This is a genomic window from Clostridium paridis (assembly GCF_016765615.1).
In the GTDB taxonomy this organism is placed as follows: Bacteria; Bacillota; Clostridia; order Clostridiales; family Clostridiaceae; genus Clostridium_T; species Clostridium_T paridis.
Window position 1 is genome coordinate 38,749 of sequence record NZ_JAESWA010000029.1, and the last position, 24,599, is coordinate 63,347.

Sequence of the window (24,599 nt, forward strand, 5' to 3'; positions counted from 1 at the left end):
AAAACTCTTTACAACTAATAATTATTATTATATAATAAAACATGTCGAGAGAATTTAAAATAATAAAATAAATATAATAAAATTAATTTCTTAGGAGGAGTTTAATATGAAAAAATTTGTTTGTACAGTATGTGGATATGTTTACGAAGGAGAAGTTGCTCCAGAAAAATGCCCAATTTGTGGAGCTGGTGCAGAAAAGTTTGTTGAACAATCAGGAGAATTAAATTTTGCTGATGAACATAGAATCGGAGTAGCTAATGGAGTAGATGAAAGAATAATTCAAGGTTTAAGAGAAAACTTTACTGGAGAATGTACAGAAGTAGGAATGTACTTAGCAATGTCTAGACAAGCAGATAGAGAAGGATATCCAGAAGTTGCAGAAGCTTATAAGAGAATAGCTTTTGAAGAAGCAGAACATGCTTCAAAGTTTGCTGAATTACTTGGAGAAGTTGTTGTAGCTGACACTAAGAAAAATCTTCAAGCAAGAGTAGATGCAGAACATGGTGCTTGTCAAGGTAAAAAGGATTTAGCTACTTTAGCAAAACAATTAAACTTAGATGCAATTCATGATACAGTACACGAAATGTGTAAAGATGAAGCTAGACATGGAAAAGCATTTAAAGGATTATTAGATAGATATTTCAATAACTAATAATTTATATAAAAAAGAAGATACATAGGGTATCTTCTTTTTTTATTTTATGTTGGATTCTCTTCTGAGTAGTGAGTATATAGTTACATCATAAAAATTATCTTTACTTTGATGGTGCTCTCTTAGTATTCCTTCTTTTATAAAATTCATGCTTTCCAATACTTTAATTGAGGCAGTGTTTTCAGGCTTTACATAAGCCTCAATTCTATTTAGTCTATAATCATTAAAACCGTAGTAAATTAATGCAGTTAAGGATTCCTTCATATAACCTTTTCCCCAGTAATTTCTGCCGAGTTCATAACCAATTTCTCCAATATGACCTTGATTTAATATTCCCTTAATAAAACCACAAGTTCCAATTAAAATATTATATTCCTTAGAAAAAATACCCCATCGAAACCCTCTATTTTTTAGGTGTAATTTATTAAAATAGCCTATGATCTCTTTTGCTTCATCATTAGTTTTTAGTGAATCAATATTAAGATATTTAGTTACCTCATCATCAGACCAATAATTAAATAAAACTGAGGCATCCTTTTCTTGCAGTTTAGTGAGTAACAATCGAGGAGTTTCTAAAACTACTATGTCTTTTCTCATTTGTTCTATCACCTCATGTGAAAGAGTATTAATATTAATACTAATATATGATACACATAAATGATTGACATTATAATAAATTTTCAGTAAAGGATTTCTTAATATTGACAGAGAATAATCTTTAGTATACAATGGAAAAAAGAATTTTACAGAATTTCTCACAGGAGGTTATCATGCTTACAAGAATTAACAAAATAGCAGGACAATTTTTTGGATACTTTTACTTTAGCTGGGGCTTTTATTTTAGCGCTGGTCAATTGTTCTGTAATAAAATAGTTGTTAATTCCTAATGAGTAAGGATAATCTTAACTAAACTTTTAATTATAAAAAATTACCTTGGATAATAAGGCTCATTAGATGGGCCTTATTTTTTTTACTCTTTAGGACTGTATAATATTTTAAAGTTGTGGTTTGCTTTATAAGTTTCAATTACATTTTAAGAATTAGTTAGGTTTTCCTAAAGAGTAAAAAATAAAATTAGTTGCCTGCCAGATTTTCCTCACATACGTTCAGAAAGGCAGATGCGAGAAAAAATCGACGGCTTTTAATAGCCTTGACGATTTTTTATATAAAAAATCTATAATTTAAGGGGGCATTTATTAATGATTGTAATTTTAAAACCAAAAACACCAAAGGCAGAGGTGGATAGTTTAACAAAAGCAATAAAAAATCTTGGGGTAGAAGTACATCCTGTAATAGGGAAAGAATTAATGATATTGGGGTTAATTGGGGACACTAGTAAGATTGATCCTAATAAAATTGAAGCAAATAGGAATGTTGAAAGGGTTATGCACGTTCAAGAACCATTCAAGAAAGCTAATAGAATGTTTCATCCAGAGAATTCTAAGGTAGATGTAAATGGCATTACTATTGGGGGTAAAAAGATTGCACTTATAGCAGGTCCTTGCTCAGTAGAAAGCGAAGAACAAATAATATCAATTGCTAAAAGTGTAAAAGCATCCGGGACGCAGTTATTAAGAGGAGGGGCTTTTAAGCCAAGAACTTCACCATATAGTTTCCAAGGACTAGAAACTGAGGGGTTAGACCTTCTTAAGGTGGCAAGAAAAGAAACAGGAATGCCAATTGTAACAGAAATTATGTCTACACAATATTTAGATAGATTTGTTGAAGATGTTGATATTATACAAGTTGGAGCGAGAAATATGCAAAACTTTGACTTGCTTAAGGAATTAGGAAAAACAAATAAAACCATTCTTCTAAAAAGAGGGTTATCAGCAACAATAGAAGAGTTATTGATGTCAGCAGAATATATTATGGCTGGTGGAAATAATAATGTAATTCTTTGTGAAAGAGGTATAAGAACATTCGAAACTTACACAAGAAACACATTAGACTTAAGTGCAATACCTGCAATTAAAAAATTAAGCCATTTACCAGTAGTAGTAGATCCTAGTCACGCGGCAGGGAAGAATTGGATGGTAGATCCTCTTTCAAAAGCAGCAATAGCAGTTGGAGCAGATGGACTTATAATTGAAGTACACAATGACCCAGTCAATGCACTTTGTGACGGACCACAATCTATAAGACCAGAAGAATATGACAAGTTAGTAAAGGAATTATCACTAATTGCAGCTGCTGTAGGAAGAGAAATATAATTTTTAGGGGGGATTGCATTGAATTTAAAAGTAAATCTAGGAGAAAATTCATATCCCATATATATTGAAAAAGGAGCATTAAATAGGCTATCAAGTTTAATAAAAACTGATTTAAAAGCTGAGAAAATAGCGATTATTTCAGATGAAAATGTATATGGAATATATGGAGAAAATATAAAAACTTCACTAGAAGAAGTTGGATATAAAGTAGAATCAATAGTACTTCCACCAGGGGAAAAGACAAAATCTTTTAATACTCTACCACGTATTTATAATGATCTTCTAGAATTTAAACTAACAAGAAGCGATTTAATCATAGCATTAGGTGGCGGAGTTATTGGAGATCTAGCAGGATTTGTTGCTTCAACTTTTTTAAGAGGTGTTCCGTTTATACAAGTTCCAACATCACTTCTAGCACAAGTGGATTCTAGCGTAGGAGGTAAAGTAGGAGTTGACTTAGAGAAAGGCAAAAATCTTGTAGGGAGTTTCTATCATCCTAGAATGGTAGTAATAGACCCGGATGTTTTAAATACTCTTTCAGATAGATTTCTTAGAGATGGATTAGCAGAAGTAATAAAGTATGGTTGTATAAAAGATAAGAATCTTTTTGAAAAATTAAAGAATCTCAAAGATGAAGAAGATCTCATGAACAATATTGAATCTATTATATTTACTTGTTGTGATATTAAGAGAAGAGTAGTTGAAGAAGATGAAAAAGATACAGGAGAAAGAATGCTTTTAAATTTCGGGCATACACTAGGGCATGCTATAGAGCAATATTATAATTATGAAAAATATTCTCATGGTGAAGGTGTAGCCATTGGAATGTATGAAATAATGAAAGTAGCAGCTAAAAAATCTTTAGTTAATTACAATGTTTCAGAAGAAATTAGAGAAATGTTGATAAAGTACAGATTACCGTATTCATTAGAAAGTGAAAATAAGAATCAATTAATTGAAGCAATAAAACTCGATAAAAAATTTTTGAATAATGCCCTAAACTTAATATTACTAAAGGGTATAGGAGAAAGTTATATTTACAAAACAAAAGATGACTTCTTCGAGAGTCTATAATTTTAGGAGGATATTATGGATAAATTAACTATTACTCCAGGAAAGTTAAAAGGGGAAGTTAAAATACCTCCTTCAAAAAGTATGGCTCATAGAGCAGTTATCTGTGCCTCCTTAAGTAAGGGGAAGAGTAAAATAACTAATATAGAATTCTCAGAAGACATTATAGCTACTATTGAGGCAATGAAGTCATTAGGAACAGAAATAAAAGTTTTCGAAGATTACTTAGAAGTTGATGGAAAAAATACTTTTGCCCAAAGTGTAAGATTAATTGATTGTAACGAATCAGGTTCAACCCTCAGATTTATGGTTCCTATAGCTTTAGCAAAGGATGCAAAGACCAACTTTATTGGCAAAGGCAATTTAGGAAAAAGACCTTTAAATACCTACTATGCAATATTTGATAGACAGGGCATTAAATATGATTATGAAGATGGTGTTCTTGACTTGAATGTTGAAGGAAAGTTAAAGGGTGAAGAATTTAAAGTAAGAGGGGATATTAGTTCTCAATTTATTAGTGGATTATTATTTGCACTTCCTTTATTAGAAGAAGATTCAAAAATAACAATTACAACTAAGCTTGAATCAAAAGGATACATTGATTTAACTCTAAGTATGCTTGAACTTTATGGAATAGAAATTATAAATAATGACTATAAAGAATTCATTATAAAAGGTAACCAAAGCTATAAGGCTAAGGATTATAGAGTAGAAGGGGATTTTTCTCAAGCTGCATTTTTCCTTGTAGCAGATGCAATTGGCAGTGATGTTTTAATTAAAGATTTAAATGTAAATTCTCTACAAGGAGACAAAGAAATTTTAGATATTATCGCAAGAATGGGCGGAGAAATAGAAGATAATTCTGCAGGCATAAAAGTAGTAACAAAAGATAAGAAAAATACAGTAATTGATGCGTCTCAATGCCCGGATATAATACCAGTTTTAACAGTTTTAGCCGCAGTTACTGAAGGAACAACAAATATAATTAATGCCGAAAGGTTAAGAATCAAAGAATGTGATAGATTAAAGGCTATATCTACCGAATTGAATAAACTAGGTGCGAATGTGAAAGAACTTGAGGATTCTCTAGTTGTAGAGGGGGTAGCTAGCTTAAATGGTGGAGTAGTACATTCATGGGATGATCATAGAATTGCTATGAGTTTAGCTATAGCTGCGACCTGTTGCACGGATAAAGTAATAATTGAAAATCCAAATTGCGTAAAAAAATCCTATCCAAGTTTTTGGAGAGATTATAAGAATTTAGGAGGAGAAATCAATGAGTGGAGTTTGGGGCAATAAAATTCAAATATCAATATTTGGAGAATCACATGGAAATGCCATAGGTATTAATATAAGTGGACTTCCATCAGGTGTACTCTTAGATATGGAAGCTATAAACGAAAAGATGGAAAGAAGAGCACCAGGAAGAAGTAAAATTTCTACTGCTAGAAGTGAGGCTGATAAGGTAGAGATTTTAAGTGGTGTTTTTGAAGGAAGAACTACAGGGGCTCCCCTTTGTGGAATAATAAGAAATAGTGATACTAGAAGCCAAGATTATTCAAAGCTTAAAGATTTAATGAGACCAGGACATTCAGACTATCCAGCTAAGATAAAATATCAAGGATTTAATGATTATAGAGGTGGAGGTCATTTCTCAGGCAGAATAACTGCTCCATTAGTTTTTGCAGGGGCTATAGCAGAGCAAATATTAAGAGAAAAAGGTATTTATATAGGTGCTCATGTGAAGTCCATAAATAATATTGAAGATGATAGCTTTAATCCACTAGAAATAACAAAAGAGCAATTAAATTCTTTAAAGGGTTCTGACTTATCAGTACTAAATAATGAACAAGGCGAAAAAATGAGAGAATTGATTCTTCAGGCAAAGAAGGAAGGAGATTCTTTAGGTGGAGTTGTAGAATGTGCGATAGCAGGTATACCAGCAGGTGTTGGAGATCCGTTTTTCGATTCAGTAGAAAGCACATTAGCACACCTAGTATTTTCTGTACCCGCAGTAAAAGGTATCGAATTTGGGGCTGGATTTGATATTACGAAGATGAAAGGGTCAGAAGCAAATGACAGTTATTATTATGATGGTGACGAAATAAAAACTAAAACAAATAATAACGGAGGAATATTAGGAGGAATTTCAAATGGAATGCCTATAATATTTAGAGCTGCAGTTAAGCCCACATCTTCAATCATAAAGGTTCAAGATACTATAGATGTAAATAAAAAACAAGAAGATAAGCTGCAAGTAGTAGGAAGACATGACCCTTGCATCGTTTCAAGAGCAGTAGTTGTAATTGAAGCTGTAAGTGCTCTTGGAATTTTAGACTTAATGTTGAGGTGAGAAAATGGATGGGTTAGAAGGCTGGAGAAAAAAGATTGATGAAATTGATAGGGAGTTAATGGATTTATTTGAAAGAAGAATGGCTTTAGTTGCAAATGTTGCAAAATATAAAGAAGAAAATAATCTTCCTATATTTCAAGAAGATAGAGAAAAATTAGTAATAGAGAAAAACTTAAATTATATAAAAAGAGAAGAACTTAAAAAGTATGCGGAGGAATTCCTTCAATCATTAATGGATGTAAGTAAGGAATACCAACGTGAAAAAGTCATTAATGGAAAGAATAAAATTAAGATAGCAGAAGTAGATCAGCCTTCAGAAAAGATTGATAATCTAAAGATTGGTTATGGTGGAACTGAAGGATCCTTTTCCGAAGAAGCATTATTAAAATATTTTGGTGAAAATCATAAAAGAAAAAGCTATGAAGAATTTGAAGGGGTATTTGTTGGATTAAAAAATGGTGAAATAGACTATGGTGTAGTACCAATAGAAAACTCCTCAACTGGAGCAGTTAATGATGTTTATGATTTACTTAGAAAATATGGGTTTTATATTGTAGGCGAGGAATCAATTTCTATAACACAACATTTGTTAGGCTGCAGGGGAGCTAAAATAGATTTAATAAAAGAGGTTTATTCTCATACTCAAGGGCTTCAGCAAAGTAGTAATTTTTTGAAAAAATATCCTGTATGGAAGAAGATTCCTAATAATAACACAGCAATTGCTGCAAAATTAATAAGTGAAACAAATGATTGTACCAAAGCAGCTATTGCATCTAAAAGGGCAGCATCAATATATGGATTAGAAATACTAAAAGAAAACATAAATAATGAAGAAAGTAATCACACTAGATTTATAGTAATCGGAAAAGATATAGAAAACTCAAAAGAAAAAGACAGAATATCAGTAGTATTTACACTTGAAAACAAGGTAGGAACACTATTCAATATGTTAAGCTATATTAATAGGAATGGACTTAATATGGTTAAAATAGAGTCAAGACCTGTTGGAAAAGAACCTTGGAAATATTACTTCTATATAGATTTCCAAGGAAATTTGGAAGAGGATTCTGTAAATAACACCTTAAACTTGATTCAGAAAAATAGCTCGTACTATAGATTGCTAGGTGCGTTTAAGGGGGTAAGCTTATGAAGTTATATGGATTATTAGGCGAAAAGCTTGGTCATTCTTTATCCCCAGAAATACATGAACAAATATTTAAGAATCTAAATATAAATGGAAATTATGCATTATTTCAAATAAAAAAAGAAGATTTATCTAAAGTTATAGAAGCAATAAATGTATTAGGTATATCGGGAGTAAATGTTACTATACCATATAAGCAAGAAATAATGAAATATTTAGATTTTATATCTGAAGAAGCTAGAAATATTGATGCAGTGAACACAATTTTATTTAAGGATGGAAAATCTTATGGATATAATACTGATTACTTTGGATTTCAAAATATGCTTAAGAGAGAAGAAGTAATATTAGAAGATAAGATTGCTGTGGTTTTAGGTACAGGAGGAGCTTCTAAGTCAGTAATTCAATGTCTTAGGGATAGTAAGGTTAAGAAGATTTACATGGTTTCTAGAAACAAGGAAAGTATTAAGGGTTACGATAATACAGATATTGTTGTAGTATCATATGAAGAGCTTAGTAATATAAGTGGAGATATGTTAATAAACACTACACCTGTAGGTATGTATCCCAATGTAAATGAAACTCCTGTAAATAAAGAAATAATAAGCAACTTTGAAGTTATTGTAGATATTATATATAATCCTCAAGAAACAAAGTTATTAAAATTAGGTAAAGAACTTGGACTTAAGACTATAAATGGTATGTATATGCTAATAGATCAAGCTGTTAAGGCTGAGGAGATATGGCAAGAAAGAGTTATTGATGAAAATATAAGTAATGAGATATACAATAATCTTTCAAAAGCGTTTTAAATTAGAGGAGTATTTATGGGGAAAAATATAGTTTTAATTGGAATGCCGGGATGTGGCAAGACAACCATAGGAAAGCTAGTATCAGAAAAACTTCAATATGGATTTGTTGATATGGACCAGTACATTGAAGAAATCCAAGGACAAACAATAAAAGATATGTTTCAAGAGGGTGAGACTTTCTTTAGAGATAAGGAAACTATTGCATGTAAGGAATTATCTAAGTGCTCTAGTAAAGTAATCTCAACTGGCGGAGGAGTAATAAAGCGTAGTGAAAATATAGATCACCTCAAAGAAAATAGTATCATAATATTTATTGATAGAAACGTAGAGGATATAATTGGTGATGTTAATATTTATTCAAGACCTCTATTAAACGAGGGAACAGGAAAATTATATGAGCTTTATGAAGAGCGATATGATTTATATAAAAAATATTCCGAATTAACTATTATAAATAAAGGCTCATTAGAAGAAGTAGCAGAAAAGATAGTTTCTAAAATAGCAATAAGTGATATAATTTGAGTAACCATTAATATGAAATGTACAGGGTTTTAAGTTCAACTAACATTTATTCATTCCTGAAAATGTCCAGAAACCGACATTTTCAAACAAGAATAAATTAAGTTTCCTATAAAAAACCCTATATTAGGAGGGAACTATGAAAGTAATGGTTCTAAATGGTCCCAATATCAACTTTGTTGGGATAAGGGAAAAAGATGTATATGGAATAAAATCATATGAAGATATATGTTCATATGTGGTAGAAGAAGGTAAAAAAATAGGATTTGAAGTCGATATTTTTCAAGATAATATTGAGGGAGAATTAATTAACCTCATTCAGAAAGCATATTTAGAAAAGTATCACGGAATTGTTATAAATCCGGGGGCGTACACACATACATCTATAGCTTTATTTGATGCATTAAAAAGTGTATCAATACCAGCAGTAGAGGTGCATTTGTCAAATATCCATAAAAGAGAAGAATTTAGGCATAAATCTTTCACTGCTCCAGCATGTGTTGGACAGATTTCAGGATTTGGTGAGTATGGATATGTATTAGCTTTAAGTGCTTTAAAAGAGCATTTAAATAAATAAATTTGTAGTATGGTAGGAAGTTTAAGAATTAAACTATGGAAGTTTAATTTTTAAGCTAAAGTAAAGCAGGAAAGTAGAAAAATTAAAAATTTAGGAGGATGGTAGAAATGATAGTTATTATGAATAACAAGGCAAAAGATGATGAGATTAAAAAGGTAATGGGAATAGTAGAGGGACTAGGGTTAGAAGCCAATCTTTCAAGAGGTGGATCATTCTGCGTAATAGGATTAGTAGGAGATACCTCTATAATAGATGGAGATAAGCTTATGGCGATAGACGGAGTAGAAAAAGTGTTAAAAGTACAAGAGCCTTACAAAAAGGCCAATAGGTTATTTAAACCTGAAAATAGTATCATAGATGTAAATGGTAATAAGATAGGGGGCAAGAATTTTGCTGTAATGGCTGGTCCTTGTTCTGTTGAATCTGAGGAGCAAATAATTGAAGTTGCTAAAAAAGTTAAGGAATCAGGAGCTAATTTCCTTAGAGGGGGAGCTTTTAAACCAAGAACTTCTCCATATAGTTTCCAAGGCTTAGAGCTTGAAGGGCTTAATTTACTATTAAAAGCTAAGGAAGCTACTGGTTTATCCATAGTTACTGAAATAATGTCTACAGATTATATAGATGTTTTTGAGGAAAAGGTTGATGTAATTCAAGTTGGTGCAAGAAATATGCAAAACTTTGATTTGTTAAAGCAATTAGGAAAAACTAATAAAACAATACTTTTAAAGCGTGGTCTTTCAGCTACATTTGAAGAGTGGATTATGTCAGCTGAGTACATCATGGCAGGTGGAAATGAAAATGTTGTTTTATGCGAAAGAGGAATTAGAACCTTTGAAACATATACAAGAAATACCTTAGATTTAAGTGCAATTCCAGTAATTAAAAAGTTGACTCACTTACCAATAATAATTGATCCTTCACACGCAGGAGGTAAATGGTGGTTAGTAGAACCTATGGCTAAAGCTGCTATAGTAGCAGGGGCTGATGGACTTATGATAGAAGTTCATAATGATCCAGTAAATGCATTAAGTGATGGTGCTCAATCATTAAAGCCTGAAGCATTTGATGATTTAATGAAAAAAGTTAAAGTTCTTGTTGAATTAGAAGAAAGGGAGCTTTAAAAAATTGCTATAGGTAAAAAATATGATAATAACTATAGTTGGATTAGGAGTTATAGGTGGCTCCTTTGCCATGGCTTTGAATGAACTTCAGGAACATGAGATTTATGGAGTCGATGTAAATAAAGAAACCATAGATAAGGCGAAGAAGTTAGGGATAATAAAAGATGGATGTACATCTGGCAGTGACTTCATAAGAAGAAGTGATCTTGTAATTATAGGATTATATCCATCCGCTATATTAAATTTTCTTAAAGAAAACCAAGGTAACTTTAAAAGAGGAGCAATTATTACAGATGTTACAGGTATTAAGGAAACCTTTATTAATGAAGCTTTAGGTATAATACCAAAAGAAGTAGATTTTATTTTTGGACATCCTATGGCTGGAAGAGAAAAAAAAGGGATAGACTTTGCTTCAAAAGAAGTATTTAAAGGGGCTAATTATCTTTTAACTCCGCATAATAAAAATAAGGAAGAAAACCTTAGTAAAATTGAGAGCCTAGTTTTGAAGATTGGATTTAGTAGAGTTAGAAGAATAACTCCAAGAGAACATGATAAAATTATATCATTTACTTCACAGCTTCCTCATGCTATAGCAGTAGCATTAATTAATAGTGATAAAGAAGAGTTTGATACAGGAGCTTTCATAGGAGATTCATATAGAGATTTAACTAGAATAGCCAACATTAATGAAGGGTTATGGAGTGAACTTTTTTTAGGAAATAAGGATAATTTACTTCAAAGTATAGAAAGTTTTCAGGATCAACTGAATAGTATTAAGGATGCTATAATAAATGAGGATAGAGAATCCTTAACTAAGCTATTTAAAGAATCAGGAATAAGAAGAGAAAAACTATAGTAAAAATATAATTAATATAACTTAAGGTATCCATACATTTATTCTTGTAGGATACCTTATTTTTATAAACCTTTTTCAGTTTGTATATTTCTTTCACTTAAAATTTCATATATTGTTTTAGAGGTGGTGTCATCTAAGGAGTAGCCTAAAAGCTCAAGAACCTCTTCTAATTCTTGTTCGGAACTAGTTTCAAACTCAACATAAGGAAATGGACAGAAACTTTTATCATTAATATCTATCTCTATTAAAGTATTTTTGTATTTGTAACTTTCTCTATATTTTTTTATACTTTGAACTAATTCCAATCCTAGAGAATAAAAAATCTTTTTACCAACTTCTCCATCCTCAATAATACATTCATTTTCTTCCATAACTTTAAATCTTTCTTGAGATAGCATCTTTTTTGTTGTCATATAACTAACAATTTTATTATTTATTAAATCATTTACTATTCTTATTCTTGCATATCCTTTTTCGTTTAAAAGTCTTCTGTCTGGATAATCAAAAATATTATTTACTTGATTTTCTTCTTTAACTTTTTCTGCATTAATTTTAACAAGGTTATTTCTTAAGATATCTAAATCAATATCAAGTATCCTAGTTTCAAGTTCTTTCATAAAATCAGTCCTTCCATAAAACTACTAAAAGTTTATATTTATTATAAATCATCAAAATACAAAGGTAAATATGATATAATATGTGAAGTAAAAGATGGCATGTAATTATAAATATAAATCATTCTAAATAGGAGGTCTTTTATGGAGTATATTAATGATATAAATATTTTAGATGCAGTAATTCATATTTTAGATAATAATTCAGACGAGCCGATTCTGAATCAATATAAATTAGATTTAGGGGATGAAGTATATAAATTTATATATAGACATGTGGAGAGAGCTTTAAATGATGAAGAGTTAAAGTATGCAGTATTCAATCCAGAGAGAAACATAGTTAAAGAACTTTCCCAGGAATACTTGAAGGGTGCAAATAATGATTTAGTTGGGATATCTCAAGAAATAGCAAGGCAACTATTCTCGATAATGAAGGGTAATGGTAATATACCATCTTGTGACTTGATGGTAGTGACACTTTCCACTGATCAAGGGCCAATATTAGGAATTTTGAAACTGGATTACGTGAAAAACTTTACACATAAAATTGATTTTGTGGATGATAAAATAGGGATAGGAATAGTACAGCAATTTGGAGGATTGCCAGCTTCATCTCAAAGAATACAAAAGTGTGCATTTATAAAGCCTATAATGGAAGATCAAGAATTTAATTTAATGGTAATTGATAAGCAAAAGAAAAATAAAGATGAAGAAGAGTATGGGACAAACTACTTTATAAATAGTTTATTAGGATGTACCGTTATAACTAATGAAAGAGATATGACTAAAGCATTTATCAAGGCAGCCGAAGCTTGGACTAGAAATAATGTAGTGCAAGATGCAGATAAGGCAGAAAAAATTAGAACAAGTATAAAGGCTAAGCTTAAAGAGGAAGAGAGGATCAATGTACAAGAGCTTTCAAGTGAACTTTTTAGAGAAGAACCAGAAGCTAAAAGAGCATTTGACGATTATATAGCATCCCAAGGTTTAAATGAAGAAGTTCAAGTTGATAAGCAATATGTTGAGAAAAAACTTAAGAGAGTAAGACTTAAGATAGATAAAGAAATAGATTTATATATAGATGAAGAAGCATATCATGATACATCCAAATTTGAAATTATAAGAAATGGTGATGGAAGCATTAATTTAGTAATAAAGCATGTTATGAATTATATAGAAAAGTAATACAATAAAAAAGAGAGTAAATCATATTTAAGGTATAATTCTTTAATGATTTTGCTCTCTTTTAATTTATTAGAATATTATGTGTATAAAATTCTTTCAACGTATAGTAACTGTGGATAATGTAAGTATAGTCTTAATAATATTCAGTTTATAGAATAAAGAATAGAAAGGAGTGGCTCAAAAGTTATTTATAATTAACATACTTTTGAGCCAATGGAGAAATACTAGGATAATTTAATAACAGTAATATAAGCTGTTACACCTTGTCTAGCTAATGCAAACCTTCTTACACAAGGAATAATTCGTAATCTTAGTACAGAATTTGCTGGAACAGTAACTATTGCATTTCCTACTAATTGACCTTCGTTATCTGGCCAGAATAATCTAGTTCCAGGAACTGATACTCCATTAAGTGTTAGTTCAATAGCAGAATCATTAGCATTTACGGCATTTGCAGAATAAACTATTTCATAATCTCCAGGATCAGCTATAGTTATTCTTGTGGAATCTAAAGTTAGGTTATCTGTTGAAGGGCCTTGATTTTCAAATACCTTATAAATTCTTCTATTTGTTGTTGAGGCTTGATTTGTTGTAGAGGCTTGATTGGTTGAAGTAGCTTGATTTGTTGTAGCAGCTTGATTTGTTGTACTGTAAAAGTAGCCATATGCACCAATATCTCCAGTAGCTCCAGTGGCCCCAGTAACCCCAGTAGGACCAGTGGCTCCAGTAGGACCAATATCACCTGTAGGGCCAGTAGCACCAGTAGGACCAATATCTCCAGTAGGACCGGTAGCGCCAGTAGCACCAGTAGGACCAGTTGGCCCAGTAGGGCAATTAACTATAATAGGACATTGTGGACCATAGCAACCTGCAACTGGATTAATATTTGCATTAATTGATTGATTATATATATCTTTATTGGCCTCACCATAGTTAAAGGTGTCATTTGTTGGATTAACCCCATTAGCATGATAATCAAATTGAGTATTATAATTATCTACGTTATCATTATTCAATTATAAACACCTCTTGTTTAAAAAATAATATACTACTAATTATAGTAGTATAGAAGTTTCAAATATGTACCTTAAGTTGGAACAATTGTATATAAAATTATAAAAGAGATGAAGCAATATCCATCTCTTTATAAAATGTTAATTAAATTTGTTAGTATTTTTAAGTAGTTTTACTAGCACTGCCTTTTGTGCATGAAGTCTATTTTCTGCCTCTTCAAATATCTCAGAAGAGTGGGATTCTAGAATTTCAGAAGTTATTTCTTCATCCCTATGAGCTGGAAGACAATGAAGAACAATAGCATCATCTTTTGCATAAGACATTAAATCTTTGTTTATTTGATACCCTTTAAAGGCTTTGATTCTTTTTTCAGTTTCAGCTTCCTGCCCCATACTTGCCCAAACATCAGTAATAATTACGTCTGCGTCCTTAGCTGCCTCTTTTGGGTCATTAGTTAAGATAAATTCTACATTATTTAATTCAGATAGTTCATTTCCTTTAGTTACATAAGCTTCATTAATGGTATATTCATTAGGAGAGGCTATTGATACCTTAATTCCTAACTTTAATGCACCAACTAGTAAAGAATTGGCCATATTATTTCCATCACCTATGAAGCAAAGTTTTAAACCATCAAAAGATGTTTTAAATTCTCTTATAGTCATAAGATCTGCTAATACTTGACAAGGATGTTCATCATCTGTAAGACCATTTATAATAGGAATGGATGAATGTTTTGCAAGTACCTCAACTTCAGCTTGGTCATAGGTTCTAATCATTATTCCATCTAAATATCTAGATAACACTCTTGCAGTGTCTTCTACAGGTTCACCACGACCTATTTGTAAATCCCTTGAACTTAAAAATAATGCATTTCCTCCAAGTTGATACATTCCAACTTCAAAGCTAACTCTAGTTCTAGTAGAGGATTTTTGAAATATCATTCCAAGAGTCTTGCCCTTTAAATGAGGATGTTCTATATTATGCTTATGCTCATATTTTAATTGATCTGCTAAGTTAAGAATGTCTAAAATTTCTTCTTTTGTAAGATCATCCATCTTTAATAAATCTTTATTCATAATAAACCCCCAAAGTCATATTATTATACATTTTCTATTGATTGTAATAAGATACTTAAACCTTTTTCTAGTTCTTCATTTGAGATTATAAGTGGAGGTAACATTCTTAGTACGTTAGGTCCAGCAGTTAAAACTAATAAGCCATTATCTAAGGCTGCTTTTTGAATCTTTGAAGCTTCTTCAGTAATTTCTATACCTATCATTAGGCCCATACCTCTTACTTCTTTAACTTTTGAGGAAGAAGCATTCTTAAAGAATGTTTTAATTAAGTTACATTTTTTAGAAACCTCATTTAAAAAGCTATCATTAGAAACTATATTTAGAACTTCTAAAGCACCAGAAGTGACCACAGGATTTCCTCCAAAGGTTGAACCATGATCTCCTGGTTTAAAAGTTTCTTGGAGTTTTTCATTACATAAAACAGCTCCTATAGGAAGGCCCGCCCCTAAGCCTTTTGCTAAAGTTATTATATCTGGCTCAACATTAAAATTATTAAAACCGTATAATTTCCCTGTTCTTCCTATACCACATTGAACTTCATCAAATATAACTAATAAGTCCTTTTTAGTAGCTATTTTAAAGATTTCATCAACAAAATCTTTTTTTAGTGGATTAACTCCGCCTTCCCCTTGTATAGCTTCTATCATAATTGCACAGGTAGATTCATCTACACATGATATTAATGAATCTATATCATTAGCGTCTGTATATTTAAAGCCTTCAGTAAAAGGGTAGAAGTATTTATGAAACTTTTCTTGTCCAGTAGCCTTTAAAGTTGTTATAGTTCTACCATGGAAGCTTTTATTTAAGGTGATAATTGTATTTCTACCTTCTCCATATTTATCATAACTATATTTTCTTGCAAGCTTTATGGCACCTTCGTTTGCTTCAGCTCCAGAATTAGCAAAAAAAACTTTCTTCATGTTAGATATTTCAGTTATCTTCTTTGCAAGCTTTAAGACTGGTTCATTTAAAAAAATGTTAGAGGTATGAGCAAGCTTTTTAACTTGTTCAGTAACCGCATTTACCCAACCTTCGTGACCATATCCAAGAGAAGATACACCTATTCCAGATGTAAAATCTATATATTCATTTCCGTTTATATCATATAACTTACTTCCTTTGCCATGATCTAATACAATAGAAAGGTTAGCATAAGTGTTCATTAAGTTTTCATTTGCCCCAAGTAAATTATCCATTACAATTTCCCCCTTAATAAATCATAGTTCCAATACCCTCATCTGAGAATAATTCTAGAATTAAAGAATGTTCAACTCTACCATCTATAATGTGAGCCTTTTTAACACCCATTCTTACTGATTCCATACAACAACCTATTTTAGGAATCATTCCTCCTTGTATAACATTTTCTAGATGAAGTTTTGGAATTTCATGTAATCTTAATTCAGATATAAGAGTTGAAGGATCTTTTGGATCTCTCATGACTCCAGGAACATCTGTAAGAAGCATAAGACTTTCAGCTTTTAGGGCTGAAGCAATCTTAGCTGCACAGGTATCGGCATTTATGTTATATACTTTTCCATCCTCACCTAATGCAACACTACCTATAATAGGGATGTATCCATCTGCAAGAGTTCTTTCAATTATTTCAGTATTAACCTTAGTAATTTCCCCTACGTTCCCTAGATCAATTTCACTAGATAGTTTTTTTGCTTTTATCATAGAACCATCCATGCCACATAGACCTATAGCTTTTCCTCCATAACCTTCAATTAACTTTACTAAGTCTTTATTAACCTTGCCACCAAGAACCATTTGTACAATATCTATTGTTTCTTCATCGGTGTATCTTAATCCATTAATAAATGTGCTTTCTTTATTAATCTTCTTCAAAAAGGAGGAGATGTCAGGACCACCACCATGAACCACAACAACATTTATGCCAACACATTTCATCAATATAAGATCATTAATAACTCCTTGTTTCAAGTCTTCATTAATCATAGCATTTCCGCCATATTTAACTACTATTGTTTTACCAGAGTATTGTTGGATGTATGGTAGTGCCTGAACTAATATATTTGCCCTTTCAATATGGTTCAATTTCATTTTCCTCCTTTAAGATCTATAATCTCCGTTTATTTTTACATAATCGTAAGTTAAGTCGCAGCCCCAACATGTTACAGTATTACTCCCTGCTTTCATATCTACTAGTATTTGAATTTCTTTTTCTAAAAGTATATTCTTAGCTATTTCTTCGGAGAAATTCAAGGGACTTCCATTTTCACAAACTTTAATATCACCAACAGAACTTCCAAAAGTTAAATCAACTTTTAATGGATCAAAATCAATGCCTGAATATCCTAAAGCGCATAGAATTCTACCCCAATTAGCATCGCTTCCAAATATTGCAGCCTTTACTAAGCTTGAAGAAATAACTGACTTACTAAGTAGCTCACCTTCCTCTTCAGACTTGGCATTAAGCACAGTACATTCAATTAGTTTTGTGGCACCTTCACCATCTTTAGCTATCATTTTTGCTAGAGAAATTGTTATTGTCTTTAAAGCCTCTAAAAATAAAAGATAATCCTCATTTTCTTCATCTATTAGGTTATTTTCTGCAAGACCATTTGCTAAGATGGTTACCATATCGTTGGTTGAAGTATCTCCATCTACTGAGATACGATTATAACTGATGTTAACACTGGCTTTAAGTGCCTTATCTAGTAGAGTAGGAGATATGTTTATATCTGTAGTTATAAAAGAAAGCATTGTTGCCATATTAGGGTGTATCATACCAGAGCCTTTTGCCATAGCACCAATAGTAACTTTTTTGCCAGATAGTTCAAGTTCTAATGCAAGAGTTTTTTCGAAGGTGTCTGTTGTCATGATGGCTTCGGTAGAAGCTAGATATCCATTTTCACTTAAAGAACCAACTAAAGTTGGAATAGAATCCTTTATTTTATCTATATCTAATTGAACTCCTATAACACCAGTTGAAGCAACGATAACATCCTCAGTATTATAATTTAATGAATTAGCTACAAATTCACACATTTTTCTTGCATTAGCTAGCCCCGTATCTCCTGTGCAAGTATTTGCATTACCACTATTTATAATAATTGCTTTAGCTGTATTATTTTTCAAGTGATCTTTTGTTACAAGTAAAGGAGCACCTTTTACTTGGTTTTTAGTATATACAGCGGCAGCATTACATTCTTTTTCAGATATTATTAGAGCTAAATCTTTTTTATTTTTATTTTTTTTAATTCCACAATGGATTCCAGACGAAGTAAATCCTTTTGGTGAGGTTACTCCGCCTTGAATATATTTTATAGTCATAAAAAAGCCCCCTTATTTATTTAGAGTTAAATATAATTTATTACATGAATAGATTAAAATGCAGGAGGAACAAAATCTAAGCCCTCAGCTTCATCAAAACCTAAAACTATATTCATATTTTGTATACCCTGACCAGCAGCTCCTTTAACCATGTTATCTAAACATGAAATTAATATTAATTTATTATTTTCTTCATCATAATGAAGTGAAATATGACAATAGTTTGAAAGCTTAATATTATTTATTTTTGATGCCTCTCCTAAAGGTAGAATTTTTACAAAGGGCTTATTATCATAATAAGTGGAGTATTCTTTATGAAGCTCTTCTAAATCTATTTTGTCTTTTGGAGTAACATATATTGTTGATAAAATTCCTCTGTTTATAGGAAGAAGATGTGGTGTGAAAATTAATTTTACTTTTTCAGAGGAGATTGATGATAGCACTTCTTCAATTTCAGGTGTATGTCTATGGCTGGCTATTTTATATGCACTTAAACTCTCATTACAATCAGTAAAGTGACTGCTTTGAGATAAATTTCTTCCGGCTCCAGTAGTACCAGATTTTGAATCAGCAATTATTCCAGTTGGTTCTATGAGATTCATAGAAAGCAATGGAAGTAATGCTAGTTCAATAGAAGTTGCATAACAGCCAGGATTAGCAACTAATTTACTTTTTTTAATTTTTTCTTTATTGAGCTCTGGTAACCCATAAACTTCTTTTCCATGCAACTCAGGTATATCAAAGTTTTTCCCGTACCACTTTTTATATATAGATTCATCAGAAAGTCTAAAATCTGCCCCCATATCAATGCAGATTTTACCTTTTGATAGTATTTTTTTTGCTATATGCTCACTTAATCCATGAGGAAGTGCTGCAAAAATAACATCACTTTTATCTATAACATCATCCTCTTCTGAACATATTAAGTTAGTAAGTTTATAGAAACTTGGATATATTTCTGATAGATTTTGCCCCTTAAAACTAACTGATGAAATAGCAGCAATTTCAACTTTTTTATGACTCATTAGAAGTCTTATAAGTTCAGCTCCAACGTATCCTGTTCCACCAATTATTCCGACCTTTATCAAATTAGTAGCCCCCTTTTTCTTTTAAAGTAAATACTTATAAATTCCTGTGATCCTGAATAAAGGATTTTAGAATATCTAATTGCATTTTAACTGATTGAGAACTTGGCCCCCCAATAACCTTTCTTTCTTCAACACAAGTCTCCAGTGATATAGCATTATAAATATCTTCTTCAAATTCTGGTGAAAATTCTTTTAATTCTTTTAAAGATAATTCTTCAATATTCTTATTTTCATTTATACATTGTAAAACGATAGCCCCAACAACTTCATGTGCATTTCTAAAAGCAACACCTTTTTTTACTAAATAGTCAGCAACATCTGTAGCATTAGTAAAGCCTCCAAGTGCCCCTTTTCTCATATTATCTTTTTTTACTTTTAGGGTTTTTAACATACCATTAAAAGTTCTAATTGAAAGAAAAGTGGTGTCTAATGCATCAAATAAAGCATCTTTATCCTCTTGCATATCCTTGTTATAAGCTAAAGGAATTCCTTTCATAAAGGTTAGAAGAGTGATTAAGTCCCCATAAACTCTTCCTGTTTTTCCTCTAACTAATTCTGCAACGTCAGGATTTTTCTTTTGAGGCATTATTGAACTACCTGTAGAATAAGCATCATCAAGTTCTATAAAGTTAAATTCTCCAGTACACCATAAGATTATCTCTTCTGAAAATCTTGAAAGATGCATCATTATCATGGAAAGTGTAGAAAGAGTTTCGATGACATAATCTCTATCTGATACAGCATCTAAGCTATTTAAACAAATACCAGAAAAACCAAGCTCTTTAGCAACCATTTCCCTGTCAATTGGGTAGGTAGAGGTTGCTAATGCACCACTACCTAATGGCATTTGATCCACTCTTTTATAACCATCTAATATTCTTCCTATATCTCTCTTGAACATTTCACCATAAGCTAATAAGTGATGAGCAAAAGTTATAGGTTGAGCTTTTTGAAGATGTGTATATCCTGGCATAATAGTTTGAATGTTTTCTTGTGATTTTAATAATATTGTCTCTTGTAAGTCTAAAAGAGTATTAACAAGAGAAGACAAACTCTTCTTTAAATACAACCTTGTATCTAAAGTAACTTGATCATTTCTACTTCTACCTGTATGAAGCTTTTTTCCTTCATCCCCAATGTAATAGGTAAGAGTAGCTTCAATAAAGGAATGTATATCTTCAGAAGATTGATCTATCTCAATAACCCCATTTTCAATTCGTTTATTTATTTCCATTAAGCCATAAATAATTTTTTCGCCGTCTTCTTTTGGGATAATATTTTGATGAATAAGCATTTTGACATGAGCTAGGCTTCCTTCAATATCTTCTTTAAACATCCTTCCGTCTGTTCTTATAGAAGAATTGAAATCATTAACTAGTGTGTCTACGGCTTTTTCAAATCTTCCGCCCCATAACTTCATAATTATTTCACTCCATCCATTTTTGCGTCCATTTTTGCTTTTACTGTAATTGGCAATCCAAATAGGTTAATGAATCCTTCAGAATCTTTTTGGTCATATACTGCATCCTCACCAAAAGTTGCATATTCTTCTGAATATAATGAATAAGGTGAAGAAGTTCCAGCAGTTACTATATTACCTTTATAAAGTTTAAGTTTTACTTCTCCAGTTACTGTTTCTTGAGTTTTATCAACAAAAGATGAAAGAGCTTCTCTTAAAGGAGTAAACCATTGTCCATAATAAACTAACTCAGCAAATTTTAAGGCTACCTGCTCCTTGTAGTGTAGTGTGTCTCTATCTAAACATAAATATTCTAATTCCTTGTGAGCATAGTAAAGTATTGATCCACCTGGTGTTTCATAAACACCTCTTGATTTCATACCAACCAAACGGTTTTCTACCATATCAATAATTCCAACGCCATTTTCTCCGCCAACTTTATTCAATGCTTTGATTAATGAAACCCCATCAAGTTTTTCACCATTTAAAGCAACTGGAATTCCTTTTTCAAAGGAAAGAGTTATATAAGTTGGAGAATCAGGTGCTTTTTCTGGGGATACCCCCATTTCTAATATCTCATCATATTTTGGCTCATTATTTGGATCTTCTAAATCTAATCCCTCGTGACTTAAGTGCCATAGATTTTTATCCTTTGAGTAATTTGTTTCATAAGTTATTTTAATTGGAACATTCTTTTTAATTGCATATTCAATTTCTTCTTCTCTTGATTTAAGTTCCCATATTCTCCAAGGAGCAACTATTGGCATATCAGGTGCGAAGGCTTTTATAGTTAGCTCAAAACGAACTTGGTCATTACCTTTTCCTGTGCAACCATGAGCAATTGCATCAACTCCTTCAGCTTTAGCAATTTCAACCATTCTCTTTGCAATAACTGGTCTAGCAAAGGAAGTTCCAAGTAAGTACTTTCCTTCATAAACTGCACCAGCTTTTAAAGTTGGGAATATATAATCATAAACAAATTCTTTTTGTAGATTTTCAATATATATCTTAGAAGCTCCTGTTTTAATAGCTTTTTCTTCTAAACCTTCTAGTTCATCATCACCTTGACCAACATCGCCTACAACAGCTATAACTTCTTCACAACCATAGGTTTCCTTAAGCCATGGAATAATTATTGATGTATCTAAACCACCAGAATATGCTAATAAGATTTTGTTAAATTTTTTCATTAATAGTACCCCCTTAGAATTACCAATTTGTGATATTATTCATTATAAATCCTAATGAATAATTATGCAATAAATACTTATAAAGTTCTATTTTATTTATAAAATCATTAAAAGTAAAGGTTTAACACGAAATGATATGCAAAAATGTGCATAAAAAATATATATTTATTTATCGTACTACTGTATAAAGCTTAGCATTTATGGTAATAATTTGATGGAATTAAGATAATCTTAAGATATAGATTATGATAAATTAAGGTTATTTATTTATAATAATCTTTAAAAATGAGTATAAAGGAAGGCAAGTTATGATTGAGATATCAAATGTTACCAAAAAGTATAGAATGGGAAAAGAAACGGTTGAAGCTTTAAGAGGAATTAACCTAAAGATTGATAATGGTGAATTCTTAGCTATACTAGGTCCTTCAGGTTCAGGTAAGTCAACTCTTATGCATATAATTGGAGGACTTGATAAACCAACTAGTGGGACAATATCTGTGGAAGGAAAGGATATTTCTAAATTAAAAGATAAGGAGATGTCAAAGTATAGAAATTCTACAATAGGATTCGTTTTTCAAGCTTTTAATTTGGAAAATACACAAACTGCATTAGAAAATGTAATGATGCCATTAATTTTTTCAGGTGCATCTAAAAAGGAAAGAAAGATTAAGGCCTTAAAAGCATTAGAATTAGTAGGATTAACTGATTTGTCAAAACATAAGCCTACAGAAATGTCAGGTGGACAAAGACAAAGGGTTTCTATTGCGAGAGCACTTGTAAATGATCCAGCTATAATATTTGCTGATGAACCTACAGGAAATTTAGATTCTAAAACTGGAAGTAAGATAATGAATGTATTTAAAGAATTAAATGAAAAAGGATATACGATAATTATGGTAACACATAATGAAAAAGAGGCTCTCAGAGCTAATAGAATTGTAAGAATTCAAGATGGTGAAATAGCTCAAGATAGCAGCAGTGACTCTCAAGTAAGGGAGGGATAATAGATGAAGTTTAAAGATTCCATTGGTATGGCGTTTAGAGATTTAAAAAGAAGAAAAGGAAGAACCTTTTTAACTACTTTAGGAATTACTATTGGAACTATGTTATTAATATCAATGGTTGGCCTTGGTATTAACTTCAAAAGAGTTTTACTAGAAAACTTAAATAGTGATGCAAGTAGTAAGCTAATAAGTGTTAGTAATATTAAGAATAATGTGGACACAGATGAGACAATGGATCTAAATTCTGAAAATGATTATAATGCATGGATGGAAGAAAACTCTTTGAAGATAGATAAAACTACACTAGGTGAAATTAGAAAAATTGAAGGTGTAGATAGTATAAGAGCATATATTAGTGATTCGACAAACTATAAGTATACTATTGCAGACAAGGATTATGAAGGAAGTATTAGTTTAATAGGTGCTAATTTAGATGATCAACTAATAACTAATAGTGCAATAAGTGATAAAAGAGAAAGTAAAAAGGACAAATCTATTAATTTTATTAAATATGGTTCTACACTAACTAAAGGGGAAAAAGGACAGGTATTACTTGGAGAAAATGTAATACTTGATAATAAGATAGATAATCCAGAAGCATTAATAGGAAAAACTTTTAAGGTTACAGTTGATACAATTGGTCTAGTAAAAGTAAAACCCTTTGTTAAGGAATTTAAAATAGCAGGAATTATAGATAAAAACTTTACTGAGGCTTCATCAATAGTAGTTAGTGATGAAGATTTGAGTGAAGTATTATCATTTAAGGAATCGTCAAAAAATTACTTGCAAGAGAAAGGATATTCTAATATATCTGTTGCAGCAAAGGATATAAAGAATGTAGATGGCATAGTAACTAAAATTGAAGATTTAGGTTATATGACAACATCAGCACAAGAAATGGCTAAATCAATTAATAAAATGTTAAATGGTATAAGCTTGATATTATCGTCTTTAGGTGTAATAGTTTTAGTGGTAGCTGCTATTGGAATTATTAATACTATGATTATGGCAATATATGAAAAGTTCAGAAGTATTGGTGTAATGAAAGCAGTCGGTGCAAGTTCAAGAGATATAAAAAATATATTTCTAGTACAATCTTCTTCCATTGGATTAATTGGAGGGGTTACAGGAGTTATATTAGGCTTTTCCTTAATTAAATTAGGACAAATTTTTATAAATATATATTTGAAGAGCAAAGGTTACTCAATGACATTAGAGTTCGGATTGCCAATATGGCTTGTAGTTGCTTCAGTTGGTTTTTCAATATTATTAGCTTTAATTGCAGGGATTTATCCAGCAAGCAGAGCATCAAAATTGAATCCTGTAGATGCATTACAAAGTTAGG

Annotated in this window: 24 protein-coding genes; 14 read left to right on the top strand and 10 right to left on the bottom strand. The window is 31.2% G+C overall.

Features of this window, described 5'->3' with window-relative positions; genetic code table 11:
- Positions 1–106 precede the first annotated feature (106 nt).
- Positions 107–652: an NADH peroxidase gene (locus JK634_RS19450; RefSeq protein ID WP_202769420.1), complete on the top strand. Its 546-nt coding sequence runs from the start codon at positions 107–109 to the stop codon at positions 650–652.
- 42 nt (positions 653–694) lie between these two features.
- Here the strand turns inward: JK634_RS19450 and JK634_RS19455 are convergent, their stop codons facing one another.
- Entirely contained in the window at positions 695–1,249 is a 555-nt protein-coding gene (locus JK634_RS19455; RefSeq protein WP_202769421.1) for a GNAT family N-acetyltransferase, read from the bottom strand.
- Positions 1,250–1,851: 602 nt separating this feature from the next.
- Between JK634_RS19455 and aroF (JK634_RS19460) the strand changes: the two genes are divergently transcribed.
- From aroF (JK634_RS19460) to JK634_RS19505, 10 genes are all read left to right on the top strand, one after another.
- Entirely contained in the window at positions 1,852–2,865 is a 1,014-nt protein-coding gene (aroF, locus tag JK634_RS19460; protein ID WP_202769422.1) for a 3-deoxy-7-phosphoheptulonate synthase, read from the top strand.
- Between the two features lie 18 nt (positions 2,866–2,883).
- A complete protein-coding gene (aroB, locus tag JK634_RS19465; RefSeq protein WP_202769423.1) occupies positions 2,884–3,939 on the top strand; it encodes a 3-dehydroquinate synthase in 1,056 nt (351 codons plus the stop codon).
- A gap of 15 nt (positions 3,940–3,954) precedes the next feature.
- Positions 3,955–5,235 (top strand): 3-phosphoshikimate 1-carboxyvinyltransferase, encoded by a 1,281-nt coding sequence (gene aroA, locus JK634_RS19470; RefSeq protein ID WP_202769424.1) that lies wholly within the window; start codon positions 3,955–3,957, stop codon positions 5,233–5,235.
- Positions 5,213–6,289, top strand: a complete 1,077-nt coding sequence (gene aroC, locus JK634_RS19475) for a chorismate synthase (RefSeq protein WP_202769425.1) — start codon at positions 5,213–5,215, stop codon at positions 6,287–6,289. Before aroA ends, aroC begins: the two co-directional genes overlap by 23 nt.
- A gap of 4 nt (positions 6,290–6,293) precedes the next feature.
- Positions 6,294–7,439 carry a prephenate dehydratase gene (gene pheA, locus JK634_RS19480; RefSeq protein WP_202769426.1) on the top strand — a complete coding sequence of 382 codons (1,146 nt, stop codon included), beginning with the start codon at positions 6,294–6,296 and terminating at the stop codon, positions 7,437–7,439.
- The gene (aroE, locus tag JK634_RS19485) at positions 7,436–8,245 is read left to right on the top strand and encodes a shikimate dehydrogenase (RefSeq protein WP_202769427.1); all 810 of its coding nucleotides are present in this window, start codon (positions 7,436–7,438) and stop codon (positions 8,243–8,245) included. The genes pheA and aroE overlap by 4 nt, the downstream gene beginning before the upstream one ends.
- A gap of 15 nt (positions 8,246–8,260) precedes the next feature.
- Entirely contained in the window at positions 8,261–8,767 is a 507-nt protein-coding gene (locus JK634_RS19490) for a shikimate kinase (RefSeq protein WP_202769428.1), read from the top strand.
- Positions 8,768–8,903: 136 nt separating this feature from the next.
- Positions 8,904–9,341 carry a type II 3-dehydroquinate dehydratase gene (aroQ, locus tag JK634_RS19495; protein WP_202769429.1) on the top strand — a complete coding sequence of 146 codons (438 nt, stop codon included), beginning with the start codon at positions 8,904–8,906 and terminating at the stop codon, positions 9,339–9,341.
- A 107-nt stretch (positions 9,342–9,448) separates the two neighbouring features.
- Positions 9,449–10,462: a 3-deoxy-7-phosphoheptulonate synthase gene (gene aroF, locus JK634_RS19500; RefSeq protein ID WP_202769430.1), complete on the top strand. Its 1,014-nt coding sequence runs from the start codon at positions 9,449–9,451 to the stop codon at positions 10,460–10,462.
- Between the two features lie 22 nt (positions 10,463–10,484).
- Positions 10,485–11,318: a prephenate dehydrogenase gene (locus JK634_RS19505; RefSeq protein ID WP_202769431.1), complete on the top strand. Its 834-nt coding sequence runs from the start codon at positions 10,485–10,487 to the stop codon at positions 11,316–11,318.
- A gap of 62 nt (positions 11,319–11,380) precedes the next feature.
- On the opposite strand, the gene JK634_RS19510 is transcribed toward JK634_RS19505, so the two are convergent.
- Positions 11,381–11,935 (bottom strand): class IV adenylate cyclase, encoded by a 555-nt coding sequence (locus JK634_RS19510; RefSeq protein WP_202769432.1) that lies wholly within the window; start codon positions 11,933–11,935, stop codon positions 11,381–11,383.
- A 141-nt stretch (positions 11,936–12,076) separates the two neighbouring features.
- Between JK634_RS19510 and JK634_RS19515 the strand changes: the two genes are divergently transcribed.
- Complete coding sequence (locus JK634_RS19515) at positions 12,077–13,117, top strand: nucleoid-associated protein (protein WP_202769433.1); 1,041 nt, start codon at positions 12,077–12,079, stop codon at positions 13,115–13,117.
- Between the two features lie 224 nt (positions 13,118–13,341).
- Here JK634_RS19515 and JK634_RS19520 read toward each other — a convergent pair whose 3' ends face one another.
- The 8 genes from JK634_RS19520 to JK634_RS19555 all read right to left on the bottom strand — a co-directional run bounded on the left by JK634_RS19520 (position 13,342) and on the right by JK634_RS19555 (position 22,250).
- Positions 13,342–14,133, bottom strand: a complete 792-nt coding sequence (locus JK634_RS19520) for a BclA C-terminal domain-containing protein (RefSeq protein WP_202769434.1) — start codon at positions 14,131–14,133, stop codon at positions 13,342–13,344.
- A 138-nt stretch (positions 14,134–14,271) separates the two neighbouring features.
- Positions 14,272–15,210 carry an ornithine carbamoyltransferase gene (gene argF, locus JK634_RS19525; protein WP_202769435.1) on the bottom strand — a complete coding sequence of 313 codons (939 nt, stop codon included), beginning with the start codon at positions 15,208–15,210 and terminating at the stop codon, positions 14,272–14,274.
- 23 nt (positions 15,211–15,233) lie between these two features.
- The gene (locus tag JK634_RS19530; protein WP_202769436.1) at positions 15,234–16,409 is read right to left on the bottom strand and encodes an aspartate aminotransferase family protein; all 1,176 of its coding nucleotides are present in this window, start codon (positions 16,407–16,409) and stop codon (positions 15,234–15,236) included.
- Between the two features lie 13 nt (positions 16,410–16,422).
- The gene (gene argB / locus JK634_RS19535) at positions 16,423–17,274 is read right to left on the bottom strand and encodes an acetylglutamate kinase (RefSeq protein ID WP_202769437.1); all 852 of its coding nucleotides are present in this window, start codon (positions 17,272–17,274) and stop codon (positions 16,423–16,425) included.
- A gap of 15 nt (positions 17,275–17,289) precedes the next feature.
- Entirely contained in the window at positions 17,290–18,513 is a 1,224-nt protein-coding gene (gene argJ, locus JK634_RS19540) for a bifunctional ornithine acetyltransferase/N-acetylglutamate synthase (RefSeq protein WP_202769438.1), read from the bottom strand.
- 53 nt (positions 18,514–18,566) lie between these two features.
- On the bottom strand, positions 18,567–19,601 hold the full coding sequence (gene argC, locus JK634_RS19545; RefSeq protein ID WP_202769439.1) for an N-acetyl-gamma-glutamyl-phosphate reductase: 1,035 nt from the start codon (positions 19,599–19,601) through the stop codon (positions 18,567–18,569).
- A gap of 34 nt (positions 19,602–19,635) precedes the next feature.
- On the bottom strand, positions 19,636–21,021 hold the full coding sequence (gene argH / locus JK634_RS19550) for an argininosuccinate lyase (protein ID WP_202769440.1): 1,386 nt from the start codon (positions 21,019–21,021) through the stop codon (positions 19,636–19,638).
- Between the two features lie 2 nt (positions 21,022–21,023).
- Positions 21,024–22,250 carry an argininosuccinate synthase gene (locus JK634_RS19555; RefSeq protein ID WP_202769441.1) on the bottom strand — a complete coding sequence of 409 codons (1,227 nt, stop codon included), beginning with the start codon at positions 22,248–22,250 and terminating at the stop codon, positions 21,024–21,026.
- 308 nt (positions 22,251–22,558) lie between these two features.
- Here JK634_RS19555 and JK634_RS19560 point away from each other — a divergent pair, with 308 nt between their 5' ends.
- Positions 22,559–23,254, top strand: coding sequence for an ABC transporter ATP-binding protein (locus JK634_RS19560; protein WP_202769442.1), 696 nt, complete (start codon positions 22,559–22,561; stop codon positions 23,252–23,254).
- Positions 23,255–23,257: 3 nt separating this feature from the next.
- Entirely contained in the window at positions 23,258–24,598 is a 1,341-nt protein-coding gene (locus JK634_RS19565) for an ABC transporter permease (RefSeq protein WP_202769443.1), read from the top strand.
- Position 24,599 lies beyond the last annotated feature (1 nt).